Source organism: Andreprevotia chitinilytica DSM 18519, assembly GCF_000711875.1.
In the GTDB taxonomy this organism is placed as follows: Bacteria; Pseudomonadota; Gammaproteobacteria; order Burkholderiales; family Chitinibacteraceae; genus Andreprevotia; species Andreprevotia chitinilytica.
Window position 1 is genome coordinate 133,127 of the sequence record NZ_JONM01000011.1, and the last position, 16,852, is coordinate 149,978.

A 16,852-nucleotide genomic window follows, 5' to 3' on the forward strand; every position below is an offset into this window, starting at 1 on the left:
GCAGCATGTTTTACGGCGAGTACTTCCTCTTGATCAAGATCTTCCCGCTTCAAGTGGCTACAGTTTTCCGATTATTTTTCAAAGCTCGCAGTATCAGCATGACGCACCAAATAACCGCCATTGCCGAATTGCCAATTAATAGCCATCCTGCATCTGGCGTCATTGTCATTAACGTTAAGGGGCTCATGCCGTAGAGTCCAGGCACTGCTATGGATAGGCCCGCCACAATCATTATGGCTACTGCCATTGACAGCGCAATGCATAGCACCTTGCGTAACTTATTTGGCAGTTTCTGAGCAGGTTCATTCCATTTTCGCCAGATGGTTGCCCCGATCCAACAGATGAATAACGCTTGCCCCGTCAATAATGCGAGTAGCGCTACGAGCGGCAAAGGCAGACCGGGTTCCAGTTGCAATGGCGTAGCAACTTCACCGCGCAGTTGACGGACGATCTGCGGTCCCAGCTCCGAGAGATGTGGTCCAGTTAAATTGGCGTTGGCATTGAGCAATAGTGCGCAACCCCATCCGGCATCCAGGTCAATCGCCATATAGGTGTGATAATTCGCGGTCGCCCCTTCATGCACGATCAGCGATGGGTCAGCCGCATCATAGGTCCACCCCATGGCGTACATACCGTGCACCCAGGCCGCGACAGCGGAACGATGAAGCGTGTCGATACCTGTAGCAGAAAGCACGCGCGCGTTACCTACTTGGCCGCCGTTGAGCTGAGCCATCAAGTAACGGCCCATGTCTCCTGCATTCGAATACACATATCCAGCAGGAAGATTACTCTCCAAGTGCGGAACCCTATTCGCAGCGATGGCGTGGCCGAACCAATAGCGAGCGCCTAGCGCCACTTCGCTACGCAATGCCTCGTCCTCGGAGGCCGTGCTGGTGCGCATGCCAAGTGGCAGGAAAACATGCTGGCGCAGATATTGGCCGTAGGGCTCATGGGAGACCGCTTCAATAGCCGCCCCAAGAATGACATAGTTAAGATTGGAATACTCGAAGCGAGCCCCTGGTTCAGCGCTAAGTCGCAGGTCGCTGAGGGTATGTATGCGATGCTGTAATGCATCTGCTGCTGTATCGGTAGCAGCAAAGCCAGCCATGCCATCACGCGTGGAAATACCGCTTTGATGATTCAAAAGTTGCCGTACCGTGATCTGCGCTGAAGCCACGGGATCTGCCAATCGAAAGTTGGGCAGATATCGTTGGACTGGCGCATCGAACTCCAACTTGTGAGCCTCGACGAGCTGCATGACGGCCAGCGCGGTGAATGACTTCGTCAGTGAACCCAATAAAAATAAGCTATTTGGCGTTACTGGATGATTGTCAGTGTCGCGTATCCCATACCCTTTTACATGAACGATGTTTAATGACGACTTTGGCCATGATGACGTCCCCCTTTAGGTTGAGCTTTGACTGATTTGGATGATTGTTTGCCAGGGGAATTCGAAAACCCCAGATTTGCCTCTTTCGCTTTGGTTGTTACGTGATGATGAACAATGTGGCGGAAGTGCTCGTCTCGCCCACTCCAATGATTTCTCAGAGCCGCTATGCGTCGCGCGGAATACAACAATCAGTTGCACCTGCACGCAATGAACCTGAATTTAGCAGTTAATCCCACGAAGTACAGCCGCCGCCGCATAGGATGCATTAAGAAAGTGAAGCACTTCACATTATCAGGCGTAACGCGTCGCCTGCACGTCCTAATCAATTGAGTAAAGGCAAAGCAACCAATAGCAACTCGTTTTTAATCCTACGGTTTAGTGACATCGGTACCACGCGATACATTCGATAGCCGATCCGTGTGCGTTAGACCGCATGGCAAAACAAAATCTGCTTCGGTGACTGCGTTGTGAACGGTGATCCGTCGTAGTCACCCAATCGCTGCACGACGTCGAATCCATTGAACCGGCAAAGCGCCAGCAACTCTTCCGGGAAGAAGCATCGCATGCTGACCGCCTTTGTCCTGAGGTATTCACCGTTACGCAGGTAATAGAGTTCGAATCGCAGGATCTGGCTTGCCGCGTCATAGGACGAGGTGGCGTCGACTCGAATTTCCTTTCCTTCCGCGTCGACGATGGACTTGTGATGGTAACGAGCGGGTGCCGACCGAGCCAGCTTGCTGATGTCGGGATTGAACACATCGAGGATCAAAGTACCGCCGGGCGCTAGTACGTTCCGCGCGGAACGGAGAAACGCGTTGACCGAGTCGAAATCGTGCAGATGCTGCATGGCGTTGGTCGCCGAAAAAATCAACGAAAAGTGCTGTTCCGAATGGATGGCTCGACAGTCTTGCTCAAGCCAGGTCACGGGGAGCGCTTCGGCCTGTGACTTGCGGCGCGCTAGGTCAAGCATCGAGCGCGTCACGTCCAGCCCCGTGATCGCGATGCCTGCGCGGGCGATGGGCAACGTGATACGCCCGGTTCCACAAGCCACCTCCAATACAGGGCCATGCGCTTGCTTGGCCTGCTCGATAAAAAACGCAGCGTCATGCTGACGGTCAGCAAATTCCAGATCGTAGAATTCAGCGTCTTCATAGACTGCCATGTCGGCAAGGGGCGTCACGTCAGGTTCGTCCTTGAGGTTGTTGAGCAAATGCGCTGGAAAGGCTGGTCAGGATGCTGCCGTTCCAGTCTTGCGAGCCAAATGCGCTCGCGGGGATCGCCAGCAGGCGATGTTCGTTCAAGAGTTGCTCGGCGCTGAATGGCACCGGAAAGAAGTAGCAACCAGGGGCACAGTCTGCAAACTCGATCAGCCTCGAATCGCGAATCGCCTCCGGCAACCTTTCAGTAAGACGGCATGCGCGCGCGTGAAGTGCATCGACAACCTGAGCTGGGCAGCCGGCTTCAGCAGAAAGGAACTGCTGCGCGAACCACAACTGCGTTGCGGATGGCGGATCCTCCCGGAAATCGGCTCCGAATCCCGCGCAATCCTCACCCACCAGTGCCACACCGAATGTCTCGGGGCTCAGCCAGCCCTTGGTGGCCGAATGCAGGAGAATTGCGCGCCCGGTCTGCAGCAGCTTCATCGTGGTTGGATGAAACGGTGTGTCCAGGTCGTAGACGCAGTCGATGAGCAGCCTCCGGCTGGGCGACGCATCAAGCCATGCCATGAGCGCGCTGCATTCTTCGTTATGCAGGAATCGCCCCAGCGGCTTGAGCGGATTTGCGATCAGAAGATATTCCGGACCATGGATTCCCTTTGCTGCGGGAATGCTCGGCGTGGGCAGCGTCAAGAATGCTTGGGCTTGGATGCCCGCCGCAGACGCGAGCGCCCAGTAGACGGGATAGACGTCCGCCGGCAGCCACAGGCTGGCACCGTCCACTGCCAGTCTCCTGAAAATCAGTTGCAACGCGTGTCGCACGCCTCGGCAGACCAGTGCCCGGCGCGAGTGCTGGATGTCGAACCCATAGCGCTGAAGCCAAGCCCGTGCGAGATCGCAGCGATAAACCCGCTCGTGCGTCTCCGATGGAGCGAGACGTGGCTGTAACGACGCCAGGGTGCCGTAAAGGTTCGTTTCCGCGCAATCCACCACGCCGGGGATCGTGTGCAGGCATGCTTCGCGCCACAACCGGAAAGCCGCAAAGTTCATTTCAGATCCTCCACGGCGAGTTCGCTTGCACGGTCTTCCAGTGACGCGTAGCAGCGGCCGTCAGCCATCACGTTCCAGCTCCGGGCGGTGCCATGCGTACGCTCCCAGTACAGGCTTGGCTCGGTATAGGCAGCAATGCGCATCAATCTGCCTGCCCATTCGCCAACAAAGACAGGAGCTCCCCATGGCAGCCGGTGTTCGACGGAAAAACCCGATCGCCCGGCAAAGCCGGTGACAAGCGCAAGCGGCACCTGATGCTGTCGGCTCCAGTCGTTCGCGGCGCGATCGAAATACATCGATTCCGTACTCGCCGAAACATACAGTTCCTTGAAGCAGATCTCCTCGATGCCTTGGTCTGCTGCCCATGTCAGGTACTGACCGAGCACCTGTTCATCCTCGACGCCGCCATGCTGCAGAACGCAGATGAGACGCAGGCGGAGATCCGGCCAAAGATGAAGATGTTCGCGCCATGTGCGAGCCAGTTCCTCGACCGGCGTGTGCAGCTTCATGATGCGCTCGTTATGCGTTGCGTCGAAGTGATGACGGGAGATGGCCAGCACCTGCAGTCCGGCATCATGCAGGGCCCGCAGATGCGCGATCCGGTCGGCTTCCGTTTGCGTTGCAAGAACATGGCCGTTGGAAATCAGGACGACCTTGCTGAATCGCTCCCCGCAGCAGGCGACCAGTTTCTCCAACTGCGCAAAGGGCAATAGGGTCGGCTCACCGCCACCAGTGATCACGGCGCGCTCGGCACCGTGTGCAACAGCCGCATCGAGCCAAGCGCCGAACGTGTCCCAGTCTGGTCGGTATTGAGCCTGCTCGCTGGAAATCGACGCCTTTGAAAAGCAAAATGCACATTTCGCCTGACAGCCCTGTGCGATGGGCAGGATGGACAGGGTTCGGGGCCGCAGGTCTACGAACCGCTGGAGTTGTTGGTTCGACAACCGCAGCGATGCTGCGGTCGCCTCCTCTACGACGGTGCGGCGTAACGCCATGCCCTCTTCGCCAAGCTCAAGGTCATAGAGTGCGGTGAGCCTGATCCGGTCCGAATGGATAAACCTCCCCAATCCGGTGTTCGTGTTTTCATGAAGAAGCGATGGCTCGACCTCGGTTTCCAGTGCAATCAGCCGATTACCCGGAATTGCCAGCTTCTCCATCAACTGCGAAGCCTTGCGGTAGCCAATCTCAAGCTCGCTGCGATCCAGCAGATAGAAACGGTCGGGATAAGTACTCTCGGGAATACCTGCCTTCGCATAGCAAAGCGAGTACTTGTCGAATGCACGTGCGAAGTTGGACAGCACGGTAACGTGATAGAGCTTTTTGTTCTTCTCAACCATGAGCGGAATCCGGGAAAGGCATGCTTCGAGCTTGGCACACCGTTATTGTGGAGTGACCCGTTTGGGCAGTCAGCATGTTCAGACTGCGTGCGCCTCGACGCGGGCGCGCACTTGAGCCCAGCGACATATGAATCGGCAGTTTGCCATCATCGAATACCGTTTCGTGCGCGTCACACCAATCACTTGCATCCGCACTCCACGCGAGTCGCAAATAGCGTGAAAAACGTCGCAACTCACAGTTGTCGCCACGACAATATCCATTGCCGTTGGTCGCTGGTTTCCGGTGAATGCGGATGCCGATCTACCTTGGCAACCGACTGCCAAAGCCCATCCAACTGCGCTATAGCGTCATCAGGCTGGTTACCTTGCTCGACCAAATAACAGCCGATCACGGTGCCGGTTCGGCCAACGCCACCCCAGCAATGAACGTAGACGGTATGGCCGTCGTGCAATGCCGCCTGGATCGCGTCCAGTATCTCCCGCATGGTACCGGCAGAATCTGGAACGGATTTATCGCGGATAGCAAACCGCCGGTGGATAACAGGCTGGCCCTCAGAGGTATTTTCGGGAAGAAGGTCGGCATAGAGCGCGAGCTCGCCTTCTTCGGTCAAATCCAGAAAGTAGCTCACCCCCAAGTCCAGATACGCCTGCAGTTTTTCCAGCGAGCTCTCGATATCCAGATTGCGTGGGTATTCACCGGCGAGAAGCTTTCCGGGCACAGCCCAATAGGTATTCGAATTTGGTAGCTTCATCTCAACCCGGCCCCCCATCTTCAGGAATATTGATGAATTCCGCAGGAACATGATCGGTCAGCCAGACACCATTTTCCGAGCAATAGAACAGCTTGCCTTGTCGGGCCATGTCACCGGCGCGCACGTGCAAGATGATCGGCTTGCCATGGCGCGTGCCCACTGCATGAGCCGTTTCTCGCGTGGCAGACAGATGGACATGCTGACGAGACTGCGGGAGTAGCCCTGCCTCGCGAATCGCATCAACAAAGCGCGTTGCCGTGCCGTGATAGAGCAACTCAGGAGGCGCCATCGGCGAGAGCGCCAGGTCGATCTGGACTGAATGCCCTTGATTGGCCCGGATACGCCCTGTTTCTTCATCCAGCGCAAAACGCTGTTTGTCATTGCTCGTCACTACTTCCCGGATCAGATCCAAAGTCAAAAGGGTGCCGTGATCAGCGGCACAACGCAGCAACCTTGCAATGTCCGCCCAGCCGTTTTCATCCAGAACCAGCCCAATCGAATCCGGCTGGTGGCGCAGGATGTAACTCAGGAATTTACTGGTCTTTTCCAGTTCTTTTTTCATTATTGTTCTCATTGTGGCCGCGGCCACCAGCCCCCAACAGCCCTCAAAAAAAGCCAGGGCAATGGGAAGCCGGGTGCGCGTTTGCTTAGTTTGCCCCGAAGGTTTCTGCGAATGCCGCATAGGTCCCGCCGTCACGGCGATCGAGCACCGCAAAACAGACTTTCTGAAATGCGCTTTGGTACTTGGGGTTATTTAGCAAATGGCGGGCAAACCACTTTGCCATTTCAACCGGGTCATTACCGAAGACGCCACAACCCCAAGCACCGAGTACCAGCGTCGTATGCCCGTGATGTTTGGCGAGCGCCAACAACAACTCGATGCGGTTGATCATGATGTCTGCCACTTCTGGCAGACGCCCCGGTTCGTTACGTGCGACAGCGCCACGGTTCACTGCCGGCGCGGTAATGATCGAAATGAGGTCAGCCGTATCCAGATACTGATAGCCGTCGTCCCTGAAAACCGGCACCTGCGGCGAATAAATCATGTCATCCAGATAGACGCACGACTTCATTCGGCGATTGGCCTCGTACATGTCCGACATTTGCTGAATGCATGGATAGAGGCCTGACGATTTCGCCAGATTTTCTTCTTGTGCCTCGGCGCCGCCGAGGAAGCCACCACCCGGATTGCGTGCTGACGCGAAGTTTAGGCACAACACATCGTCGTGACCTTGGGCAACCAAGCGGCGTGCCGCAGCCAAAGTGGTTTCGTTGGCAGCATGGAATTGGGTGGTGAACGACGGGCCTGCTGCAGGCTGCGCTGCAAGCGCCTGCAACTGTTCACCGCGGTAATGGACCGATCCTTTGATGGCTGCATGAAGCGCGTCGCCAATGCTGACCGTTTGGCCCTGTTGATTTTCGTACTGTCCACGCTTGAGGATGTCCAGGGTGTCCTGGGCGATCGCTGCGCGTTGTTCTCGATGATTCATTGTTTTTCTCTTTTTATTATTGATGTGAAAACTCAGAGCCAGCTCCGAGTCGGGCTAGCTGCAGCCAATATTATGGCCCTTAGTATTTTACTGCAACTAACTTAGTGTGTTTTTACAACAAAGCCATAAAAAGAGGATTACAATGCGATCAACGATTGAGGAGCGCCATGAGCACAACACATCAGGACGAGCGTGAATTCCTAAGCCACTACAACATCCATGACTACGACGTACCGCTCACCAGTGTCGATCTGGTGATCTTCACGGTACGAGAGGAAGTGTTGCAGGTGCTGTTGGTTCGGCGTGGGGAGCACCCGTTCAAGGAAATGTGGTCATTGCCGGGCGGTTTTATCGATATCCACCGTGATCAGGACCTGGAAGCCACGGCGTTGCGCAAGCTGCGGGAAAAAACCGGCGTGGTTACCCCCTACCTCGAGCAACTGCAGGGCTTCGGCAACAAGACACGTGATCCGCGCGGATGGTCGTCGACGTTTGCTTATTTTGCGCTGATCCCATCCGAGCATATTGAGCTGGCCCACGGGGCGAATACTGAAGCGGCGCAATGGTTTCGCGTTGAAGAAAACAGCGTGCAGCCTGAGCTGGCCTTCGATCATGCGCAGATTTTGGCGATTGCGATCCTGCGCTTGCGCAACAAGGTGGAGTACACCTCGCTGCCGGTGCATTTACTGCCAGAGCAATTCACGCTCTCCGAGCTTCAGGGCATCCATGAAGTCGTGTTAGGTCGCACGGTCGACAAAAGTGCCTTCCGTAAACGCATCAAGGAGGGGAATTTCGTCGAAGAGATTCCGGATGCCTGGCGCTACGGCAGCAACCGGCCGGCGAAGCTCTATCGGCGAGCGAATCAGCCGACGGTGTATTTCAACCGTGCGATGGGGGGCCGGGTTGAAGAAAAAGACTAAGTGCGATCAAAGCGGCTTGGCCAAGCGGCCTCGTCGCTTCTGACTGGAAGCCATGCTGGCGTTGCTCAGCAAGGCCAAGTGAAAGGGATTTCCGATGCTGACTGACCAAGATCGATATCGTGGATGTTTGTTGGGATTGGCCTGCGGCGATGCCGTAGGCACTACTGTGGAATTCAGCCCGCGCGGCACCTTTGCCCCGGTGACTGACATGGTCGGCGGCGGCCCGTTCGAGCTGCCAGCGGGCGCATGGACAGATGATTGCTCAATGGCCTTATGTCTCGCGCACAGCCTGTTACACCGGAATGGATTTCACGCTGAAGACCAGATGAATCGTTACTGCAACTGGGCCAGCTATGGCTACATGAGCAGTACTGGCGATTGCTTCGATATCGGCACGACAGTCGCCCGTGCGCTGGAACGCTATCGCGCCAGCGGAGACCCGTTCAGTGGTTCTATCGATCCCAATACCGCCGGCAACGGTTCGCTCATGCGTCTGGCGCCAATCCCGATGTTCTATTTCGAGAACCCGGAACACGTGATTCGCTACGCCGGCGAAAGCGCCCGGACCACCCACGGTGCAGAAGAGGCGATCGAGTGCACTCGGCTGTTTGCCGCACAGCTACGCGCAGCCCTGGCGGGTGCTAACAAGGAGACGATCCTGTTCGGAACCGGTTACCGTGCAGTAGCCAAGAAAGTCATTCCTTTGGCCGCTGGCACGTGGCGCGATAAAACCGAAAACGCGATTCGCGGGAGCGGCTATGCGGTGGAGTCGCTGGAGGCCGCCCTCTGGTGTTTTTGGCACACCGACAATTTCGAAGCTGCGGTTTTGCGGGCCGTCAATCTAGGTGACGACGCGGACACCACTGCCGCGATCTGTGGCCAACTTGCCGGCGCGCACTACGGCATTGACGCAATCCCATTGCATTGGCGTGAACGCCTAGTCATGGGCGACGAAATTCAGGATTGGGCCGATCGTTTGCTCGCCCAACGGGAAGTCCAGCAAATATGACAAATTAATCTCGCGCATCACATGGTGCGTTTATTATTGAGCGCAGCGATCTCTGACAGACCGCCCAATGCCCTTCATCACGCGTTTTTGCTGGCAATGTGCCACGACTACCACGACACTTCCGAACAGATCTATCTGCGGCGTCGAGAGCCGCGCAACTATTTCTTAAAGCAACCCATGTCAGAACTTGATCGGCACGGATTCTGCATTTTGCCAGGGCTTCTGTCCCAAGCTGAGCTAGAGCGCTATCAGTCACACACGGACCAGCAGCGTATTCAGTCTGCCGGGACGCGAACAATTCTCCAGCACGCGTGGGCAGGCGAACTCGCACAGTACCTCAAAACAAGACTGATGGCCCAGGGCCTACTTACGGCCAACCAAGTCGCTATTCAGTGCAACTATTTCGAAAAATCCTCGGAGCGGAATTGGCTGGTTGCAATGCATCAAGATCTCAGCATCCCGGTCAAAGAACGAATCGAACATGCGTCACTTGGCATTTGGTCACGCAAAGAAGAGGGCTGGTACGTTCAGCCTCCTTTGGAAATTTTGGAGTCACTCACCGCGGTACGCGTTCACCTCGACGACTGCACGATGGCGCACGGCCCACTGCGAGTCATTCCCGGTTCTCACCGGGTCGGTAAACTCTCCCCGGATCAAATCAGTGCATATGTCACAGCCAGCGAAGAACTCCCCTGTCTAGTTCATTCTGGTAGTGCCGTTTTGATGAAACCATTGCTCCTGCATGCCTCCTCCAAGGCCACGGCTCCAAACCGCCGTCGTGTCTTGCATTTTGTCTTCGGCCCCGAGGTATTACCATTTGGACTGGCCTGGCAAGATCACACAGTTTTTGACGGCACAGCAACTGCTGGATGGGCAGAACGGAAAGACGCGACGCATGACCATTAAATTCTCCCAGCTGATCGTCATCGGCGACTTGATCGCGATCGCGGCGCCTTTAGCAGCCTAGGTCAAAAAGTACTTTCATGGATTCATGATGAACCTATTCAGCTGTCTTTTTGGCAAACGTCGCCCTCGCATTAACCCCCTTACGGAAGAATCGGCGGCAAAGGGTTTGAAATGTTGGCGCATTTTTTTGATAAACGAAGAAATGGGCGCCAATATGGCCTGCGAACGATGGGGAAACAGAGTGTGAGGACGAAGCCAAATCATAACCGAGCTTGGTTGGCTGTCAGCTATAGGCAATATCTACCCAGTTTCCGCGAATCATTCGGCCAGACCGGCGATGGATTAAGAGATAAGAGGACAGTATGCAGTGGCTTGAGCACCATAATGCCATTTTTGACGCCAAACTCTAGTCGTCCATTTTTTACTACACCAATCATGTAAATGACCAACCAATGGTTGACAGAAATTCTGCATTTCGTTCTTAGTTGCTTGATACATTTACAAAAAAAACCATAAGATGGCTTACAAAATTATGCGTACATTACTTATTCAACACATAACCGTTCGGAATTTAAGTTGGCACCAAATACTAGCCGCTCTCCTAACGACATTTGCCATGCTCCACGCAAATGCCTCATGGTCACCAAACCAGAACACCCTTCGCAAATTAGATGTGCAATTCGATTGCAAAGGAATAAAAAAACCGTCCAACGGCGAAATCCCAACGCCTATATACGAACGAATACTTGTATGCCATCGTGTATGGGCCCTTACCCAGAATACACTTCACCTTGGACGGCGCGCCGATCTGTCTGGTTTAACTTTTCCTTTAGGAGACAATGAGTCTGCGGCGATCAAGATTGAAACGTGGATTGGCGAAGAGCTATCACTTCCAGAATGGCGTAACGCGAGCGGTGCCGCAAATGTAGATTTATCAGAAGCAAATCTCGAACATATTCGATATATATGGCGCAAGCAGCCTCCACGAGTAAGTTTCTCTCTGACAAAATTAAATGGCTCAGAATTTGCGTACGCCAATTTACAAGGAGCAAACTTCCATGCGAGCGAATGCATAAAGTGTAGGTTTTTTAATGTTGACTTGTCGAATTCATCTTTTCAGCTAGCTACATTAACTGATGCTCAACTCAGATCGTCTTCCCTTTCAGACGCTGATTTCTCTTATGCCAACGTTGGCGGATTTTTATTTGAACCAAATTTAGCGTCTATGCCACGTGCAGACCTATTTGCAATGAGTAGAAATCTGAAAAACCTACTACCATCCAACGAAAAAACAGGAATGGCGCCACTGGAGAAATTAAAAACCGACATTAGCAAAACAGGGAACACCCAAGCATTCAGGGAGATCAATTACGCAATTCGCTCAAACAAAAATAGCTACCAAACTGACGTAGCTCAATTTTTTAACAAACTAATATTTGGCGTGACATGCGACTATGGTTTGGCGACCGAGCGGCCACTTTACCTTCTCGCATTATTGATTCCTATTTTTCATCTTATCTACTTCTATTCCATGACAGACAAAACCAAAAAAAATGGAATATTTGCATATTGGCCCAAAGGAGTAACTGGCAGTACGCAAGATAGCGAGCAGTATTTTCAACTTACACTACAATCCCCTGCTCCATATAGACGCTCAATCAGACTTTTAACGGAAAAACAAATCCACAATGAAAGTACAGAAATTGCATTACAAGCACGATCCGTTACCTCATTGCGCCGAAGGCGAAATACAAAATACCATTTAAAGATAACGCCTTGGCTTTGGAGTTCTGGCGCTGTCTTTATGCTCATTCTTTTATCTGTATATATTTTTCTCTTGCCACACAACTATGTAGAAAGATTGCCAGAATGGATTTCGCACGACCGGCCAAACAGTACAGCGATAGCTGTTACGTTCATTTCAATCGCCTGTATACTTTTTCCCTTTTGCATCCCAAAGAAGAATTTACATCTCGCATCAAAGTATTGCCTGTGGTTTAGCATTATTAATACTTTTAGATTTGGCTGGAAAGACCTCAGCCTTGGCACTTGGCTAAGCTTGCTGCAACGTGGTGAATATGTTTTAAAACCAAGTGGCTGGGTTAGAAGAGTAGCAGGTATTCAGTCGCTTGTTGGTCTGTTGCTCTTAGGCCTGTGGGCATATTGTTCCTTTTGGGGACCAATTGAATAAGTCATTGAGAAGAAATATGCTTGGCAAGATATCCGGATAGCAACTAGGCAATCTCAAATATGCACGCGTTATGCGCGCATTGGCGATCAGCATGGCGATTAGATAGCGGGGAAAAAGGTACCCCCCCCGAATTAGAAATCCGGGGTTTTATGCTGCAAAGACGACGTCCCCCACCTTGAGTAGCGTTGATCCATCGGCGAGCGCCTTGGAAGAGCAAGGAATCGCTGGAAATTGCCACGCTGGAATGGGTGTCCTGGTTCAACCATCAGCGCCTACTGGCTCCCATCGGCTATATTCCGCCGGCAGAAGCTGAGGCAAACTACTACCGGCAACTTGCCAGTCAGATGGTGTCCCCGGCCTGACTTAAACCAATCAGCCTCCACGAAACCCGGGGCGGTTCAAGCGTTAGCCCATCCAGTTGAATTAAGTGTCAGCCGTTTGGCGATTGAGTAGGGGTGTCCACGACCGGTGTTTGGGTAGAGATAGCTGGAACGTTACCTAGCCCTTGTGCAAAAGCTTGAATAATTAACGGTGTAGCAGCGCCAATATTTGCTGCAAGAATAGCTTTATCAATTTCATAAGCTACAGCCAACCCCCCAGCTACAAGTGCCAAAAGAAAACGCACCATGTAAAAAGCAAAACGCTTGTAACGATCTGGAAAATTTATCTGAGCTGAATTGCAAAACTGTGCTGCTGTAACTACATCAACTGCAAGGCTACCTGACAATCCCCAAGCAAAGATTTCCATTTTGGTCATTTGGCCACCTTATTGAGCAGTGCGTCCACAGGCGCTTTATTACTCAAGTATTCGCCAATTTTTATTATGTAATCGCTAGGCTTTTTGCGCTTTAAAGTGGATTTTTCGTTAGAAAATTCAATATATTCCAGAAGAAGCAAAATACGTTCCACTTCCTCTTCGTCGAGTTTTATGCGCCCATCTTTTAAATGAATTTCTTCCATCTTTAAAAGAAGATCATCGAACTCGTGCGACTGCTCTTTAATACGCTTGCGAAAAACATATCCCGCAACAACGTTCCCAAATATGCTTGCACCCAGCGCAATTAGGAATGTTAAAGGTGCTAGCGAGCTAATAAAATCTACAATCGAGTTTATTGATATGGACATCCATTTTCCTCGCAAACGTGAAGCTGCTGATTTTAATTAGTACCCAACGTTAGCTGGTAGGTTTTGACGCAGAACCATCGGCATCCCAAAATTTCCATTCACCGGTCTCTTGACCATTTTCATATTGGCCTTCGGCAGCTACTTGTCCGTTTTCGTGATAGTCCCGCCAAGGGCCATGTTCCTTCCCATCTGCGTAATGGCCTTCTGATGCCAAGTTCCCATTCTGATGGTACGCACGAAAAAGTCCGTGACGAATCCATCTACTCCCGTCACTAGCCTTATACCGGCTATAGCGGAAACACATCTCACCTGTCTCATACAAAATCTCGGCGATACTTAAATCACCCACCATTGTTCTGCCCTACTGCCTGTATTGCCCTCAACGCTTTGGTAGCCAGTTGTCTAGTATGTTGATGCGCCCACTTTGCATCAACAACTTGCTTTAAATGATCGACAAGAAGTAATTTTTTTTCAAAAGCAAGCTCGTCAATCCAATCTAATGCCAAGGCCGCCCAATAGTCAGCCCCACCTAGAAAGGCTGAGGCAATCACCTTTTCAATTGGAAAAGCAGCATGCCCACTACCTTCCAGCTCCGCGAGGACAGAAGCAAGCTCCGGTCTATCGGCCTCCAAAAGGATTAAGGCTCGAAAGTAATCGCGGTCATTTATAAGCTCATATGCCACATCACCAACAACAACCGTCCAATACCCAGACTTAGAAAGCATCACCTTTCCAACGGAGCCTATTTCAACTGCCCCCCCAGAAAAGACAACATGCTGAGATTTGCTCATTTACATGCCCTCCGTATGAATCACCGGCAAATCTTTGCTCTGCATAAATTGCTGGAACTGTTGACGTACTGCCGGCGTCCAGTTTTTCCAATAATGGCCACTAAATTCGTTAGTTAAAATCTCACCAGATATGCTCCGTTTGAACATACCACCAACAACCGTATTGGGATCGCCGCCTATTGTTACTGATAGATTCTCGTGAGGGGAGTACCCAGACAAGAATGGATCAGGACGCCCCACAACAAATGTAGAGGTACTAGGATCAAACACGTATTCAATCATCCCTTGTTTTGGTGAGTAATTTTTTAACGCTGCCACAGACGCTGTATCAGGATTAACTCCGAGTACACCTTTAGCAGGTCCAGAACCAGTCCACGGAGGAGCCACTTCCTCGACCGGCTTCACGACAACGGGCGTGTCCGCCACCACCTTACCGTTATATCCATTTGGTAACGTCGGCTCATCAATCGGCCTCGCGGTATCAATGGCCTTCGTGCCGGCAATACTGCCCATCACGATACCTACCGTGGAGTTCGACTTGACGACAGAGGTCGCCCAATCCCTACTCCAGCCTTGCGCAACCAGACTGTCGATTTGCGACTGCTCAACCATCCGATGCGAGTCGGCGGCTTCATCCTGCGGTGTATAGCTGAACACCGGTTGCGCATCCACCTTCTTGACTAGGCAGCCCGATTCGCAGGTCGTCATATATGCAGGCGTTGTTGCCGCATTCACCTGCTTAACGGCTTCGTCATAGCCCGGTTGCGATTTGGCATATGCGGAGAGCTCGGCATAAGTCATGCCCAACGTCTCTGCCATTTGGGTCACGTTCGACGGGCCATCCCGACTTGGCACGTAATTCACTTTGTCGCTTGCAGCAACTTCGAGCTGAATCTGGCGGAGGCCATCATCGCCTTGCGCAAGCAGCAGGGATTGCTTGGTTTTCAGCCATTCTTTTTCTTGGTCGTGCAGCTGCCGGTTGTTTTCGTCAGTGTTCTGCGCAGCCGTCAACGCGGTGCTGACATCCTTGCCCGTTGCCCCTGCCACCAGCCCGGTTGCAGCCAACGCGGTGCTTTCGGTCAGGAAGTTGTTGAGCGTTGAATTTCCAGTGGTGATGTATTGATCCACCAGCGGTGCGGCTGTCGCGGCGACTGCGCCACCAATCGCACCCGAGCTGCAATCTCCCCCCTTCACAGCTGCCGTTGCACAACCCAAGGCGGCATGTGCCAAGACTTGCAGTGGGTTCGGCGTGTTCTGGTTCAGCTGGTTGAAGTCAGTCTGCGCAAACGCGCTGCCGATGAAGTTCGCCCCAACCGCACTCTCAGTCCCGGCGAGGTTATCGATCAGCGCTGTCTTGAAGCTGCCGCCATACACCGCCGTTTGTACGGTGGTGTTGATCACGGCGCGTTCGGCTGCGTTGACAACCTGACCGCTCCACGTGCCGGTGCTGGCGAGTGCGCCGGAGTTGGCAAGGCCGGTCGTGATGCCGGCAGTCAGCGCACCGACTGCGCCGGCCTTGAGCAGTTCGCCGCCGTCCAGTTTGCCGGTGGTGATCAATTGGCTGGCTGCGGCGCTGGTCATGGCGGTCAGGCCGGCCGCAACGGCTGTGGCGGCAAGGCTTGGCGCTGCAACGGCGCTGGCGACGAGTGCACCACCTGCAGCATTGGCTGCGGCAACGGTGGCGGCGCTGGCGCCCATCATGCCGTTGACGGCACCGAGGATCGCGGGGCCGGCGAAGCAGGCAATCGCAATGGCGGCGATGACCGCAACCACCATCCCGACCTCACCCGGACCACTCGTGTCCTTCATGAAGTCCTGGTGGATGTCATCCGCCACCGTCTGGCTGGTGTAGTTCACCCCCAGCTTCTTGCCCAGATCGGCAATCAGTTGCGCGCTCTTGGCTTCGTCGACGTTGCCGTCCGCATTCAGAACCTGGAACTGCCCACCGATGCTGTGAACGGTGCTCGCATCGATATTCAGATTGGTAGCGGAGATGAGGCCACCCGGCTGCACCTGCGTGCCGTAGACATTGATCCAGCCACCTTCCACCTTGTTGGTGGCGTAGCCGATATCCACGCTTCTGGCTTCGTTGACCAGCTCCTTGGCTTTCAGGTCGAGCTGGTTGGCGATGATGCTGCCGGTGTTGGTGAGGGTATTGCTCACGTCCAGCGTGACGGTCTGGCCCTGGATCAGGCCGCCCTCTTGTTTGGCGAGCTGGCTTTGGCTGGCCGTGGGCAGGTAGACCTGCGGCATCAGGACGCTGACGGTGCCGCAGGTGGGCAGGCCGGCGCAGCTTGGGTCGGGTACGGCTTGTTGCACGTACCAGAGCATCGGGGCGTCGAGCGCGGCGATTTGCTGGTCGGTCAGGGCGGTGCCGAGTGTCACCTGGTTCTTGTCGGCCCAGGCGATGGCGTTCTGGTACAGGATGGCTTTTTGTTCATCCGCCAGGCTCATCTTGGTTTTGTCGTCTTGCGCCAGACCGTTGATGAACCACGCCTGCCCGGTTTGCTTCAGCGCCGCCTGGGTGAGGAGTTGCTGTTCGAGGTACGGGTCGGCGTAGAACTGCATGCCCGTTTGGGGCAGCAGGTTGCTGGGCAGGTTGGCCACCAAGCTGGCCGGGCCGATGCTGGCGAGCAGGTCGTCGGCGGCGTTGTGTTTCAGGTAGGTGATGCTGGGGGCCGTGGCGGCGGCGGTTTGGGTGACGGTGGCGCTGCCATCCTTGGTCGGGCCGATG

The 16,852-nt window shown here is 53.8% G+C and carries 16 protein-coding genes and 1 pseudogene; 5 read left to right on the forward strand and 12 right to left on the reverse strand.

Annotated elements, in window-relative coordinates; all coding sequences use genetic code 11:
* Positions 1–49: 49 nt before the first annotated feature.
* The 7 genes from BR41_RS23065 to BR41_RS15325 form a co-directional block, all read right to left on the reverse strand.
* Entirely contained in the window at positions 50–1,369 is a 1,320-nt protein-coding gene (locus BR41_RS23065) for a serine hydrolase domain-containing protein (protein WP_084187239.1), read from the reverse strand.
* Between the two features lie 445 nt (positions 1,370–1,814).
* Positions 1,815–2,600 (reverse strand): class I SAM-dependent methyltransferase, encoded by a 786-nt coding sequence (locus BR41_RS15300; protein WP_035058546.1) that lies wholly within the window; start codon positions 2,598–2,600, stop codon positions 1,815–1,817.
* Positions 2,572–3,597 carry a PLP-dependent aminotransferase family protein gene (locus tag BR41_RS15305; RefSeq protein WP_035058549.1) on the reverse strand — a complete coding sequence of 342 codons (1,026 nt, stop codon included), beginning with the start codon at positions 3,595–3,597 and terminating at the stop codon, positions 2,572–2,574. The genes BR41_RS15300 and BR41_RS15305 overlap by 29 nt, the downstream gene beginning before the upstream one ends.
* The gene (locus BR41_RS15310) at positions 3,594–4,934 is read right to left on the reverse strand and encodes a radical SAM protein (protein ID WP_035058551.1); all 1,341 of its coding nucleotides are present in this window, start codon (positions 4,932–4,934) and stop codon (positions 3,594–3,596) included. Before BR41_RS15310 ends, BR41_RS15305 begins: the two co-directional genes overlap by 4 nt.
* 233 nt (positions 4,935–5,167) lie before the next feature.
* Positions 5,168–5,737 (reverse strand): protein-tyrosine phosphatase family protein, encoded by a 570-nt coding sequence (locus BR41_RS23680; RefSeq protein WP_084187241.1) that lies wholly within the window; start codon positions 5,735–5,737, stop codon positions 5,168–5,170.
* The gene (locus BR41_RS15320) at positions 5,688–6,248 is read right to left on the reverse strand and encodes an RNA 2'-phosphotransferase (RefSeq protein ID WP_035058555.1); all 561 of its coding nucleotides are present in this window, start codon (positions 6,246–6,248) and stop codon (positions 5,688–5,690) included. The genes BR41_RS23680 and BR41_RS15320 overlap by 50 nt, the downstream gene beginning before the upstream one ends.
* 85 nt (positions 6,249–6,333) lie before the next feature.
* Positions 6,334–7,176: a TIGR02452 family protein gene (locus tag BR41_RS15325; RefSeq protein WP_035058557.1), complete on the reverse strand. Its 843-nt coding sequence runs from the start codon at positions 7,174–7,176 to the stop codon at positions 6,334–6,336.
* 167 nt (positions 7,177–7,343) lie between these two features.
* Between BR41_RS15325 and BR41_RS15330 the strand changes: the two genes are divergently transcribed.
* The 5 genes and pseudogenes from BR41_RS15330 to BR41_RS24235 form a co-directional block, all read left to right on the forward strand.
* Complete coding sequence (locus BR41_RS15330; RefSeq protein ID WP_035058559.1) at positions 7,344–8,096, forward strand: NUDIX hydrolase; 753 nt, start codon at positions 7,344–7,346, stop codon at positions 8,094–8,096.
* 94 nt (positions 8,097–8,190) lie between these two features.
* Complete coding sequence (locus BR41_RS15335; protein ID WP_035058560.1) at positions 8,191–9,105, forward strand: ADP-ribosylglycohydrolase family protein; 915 nt, start codon at positions 8,191–8,193, stop codon at positions 9,103–9,105.
* Between the two features lie 21 nt (positions 9,106–9,126).
* Positions 9,127–10,011, forward strand: a complete 885-nt coding sequence (locus BR41_RS15340) for a phytanoyl-CoA dioxygenase family protein (protein ID WP_051711053.1) — start codon at positions 9,127–9,129, stop codon at positions 10,009–10,011.
* A gap of 517 nt (positions 10,012–10,528) precedes the next feature.
* Positions 10,529–12,202: a pentapeptide repeat-containing protein gene (locus BR41_RS23685; RefSeq protein WP_084187242.1), complete on the forward strand. Its 1,674-nt coding sequence runs from the start codon at positions 10,529–10,531 to the stop codon at positions 12,200–12,202.
* 185 nt (positions 12,203–12,387) lie between these two features.
* Positions 12,388–12,564: pseudogene (locus tag BR41_RS24235) on the forward strand (IS3 family transposase); the annotation flags it as partial.
* A 68-nt stretch (positions 12,565–12,632) separates the two neighbouring features.
* Here the strand turns inward: BR41_RS24235 and BR41_RS24240 are convergent.
* From BR41_RS24240 to BR41_RS23070, 5 genes are all read right to left on the reverse strand, one after another.
* A complete protein-coding gene (locus BR41_RS24240) occupies positions 12,633–12,959 on the reverse strand; it encodes a hypothetical protein (protein ID WP_156970733.1) in 327 nt (108 codons plus the stop codon).
* On the reverse strand, positions 12,956–13,327 hold the full coding sequence (locus BR41_RS15345) for a hypothetical protein (RefSeq protein WP_035058562.1): 372 nt from the start codon (positions 13,325–13,327) through the stop codon (positions 12,956–12,958). Before BR41_RS15345 ends, BR41_RS24240 begins: the two co-directional genes overlap by 4 nt.
* A gap of 49 nt (positions 13,328–13,376) precedes the next feature.
* On the reverse strand, positions 13,377–13,679 hold the full coding sequence (locus tag BR41_RS25580; protein ID WP_084187244.1) for a toxin-antitoxin system YwqK family antitoxin: 303 nt from the start codon (positions 13,677–13,679) through the stop codon (positions 13,377–13,379).
* Positions 13,669–14,118 carry a hypothetical protein gene (locus BR41_RS15350; RefSeq protein ID WP_035058564.1) on the reverse strand — a complete coding sequence of 150 codons (450 nt, stop codon included), beginning with the start codon at positions 14,116–14,118 and terminating at the stop codon, positions 13,669–13,671. Before BR41_RS15350 ends, BR41_RS25580 begins: the two co-directional genes overlap by 11 nt.
* A partial coding sequence (locus tag BR41_RS23070; RefSeq protein ID WP_211251765.1) for a DUF637 domain-containing protein occupies positions 14,119–16,852 on the reverse strand: 2,734 nt, incomplete at its 5' end. It abuts the gene before it with no gap.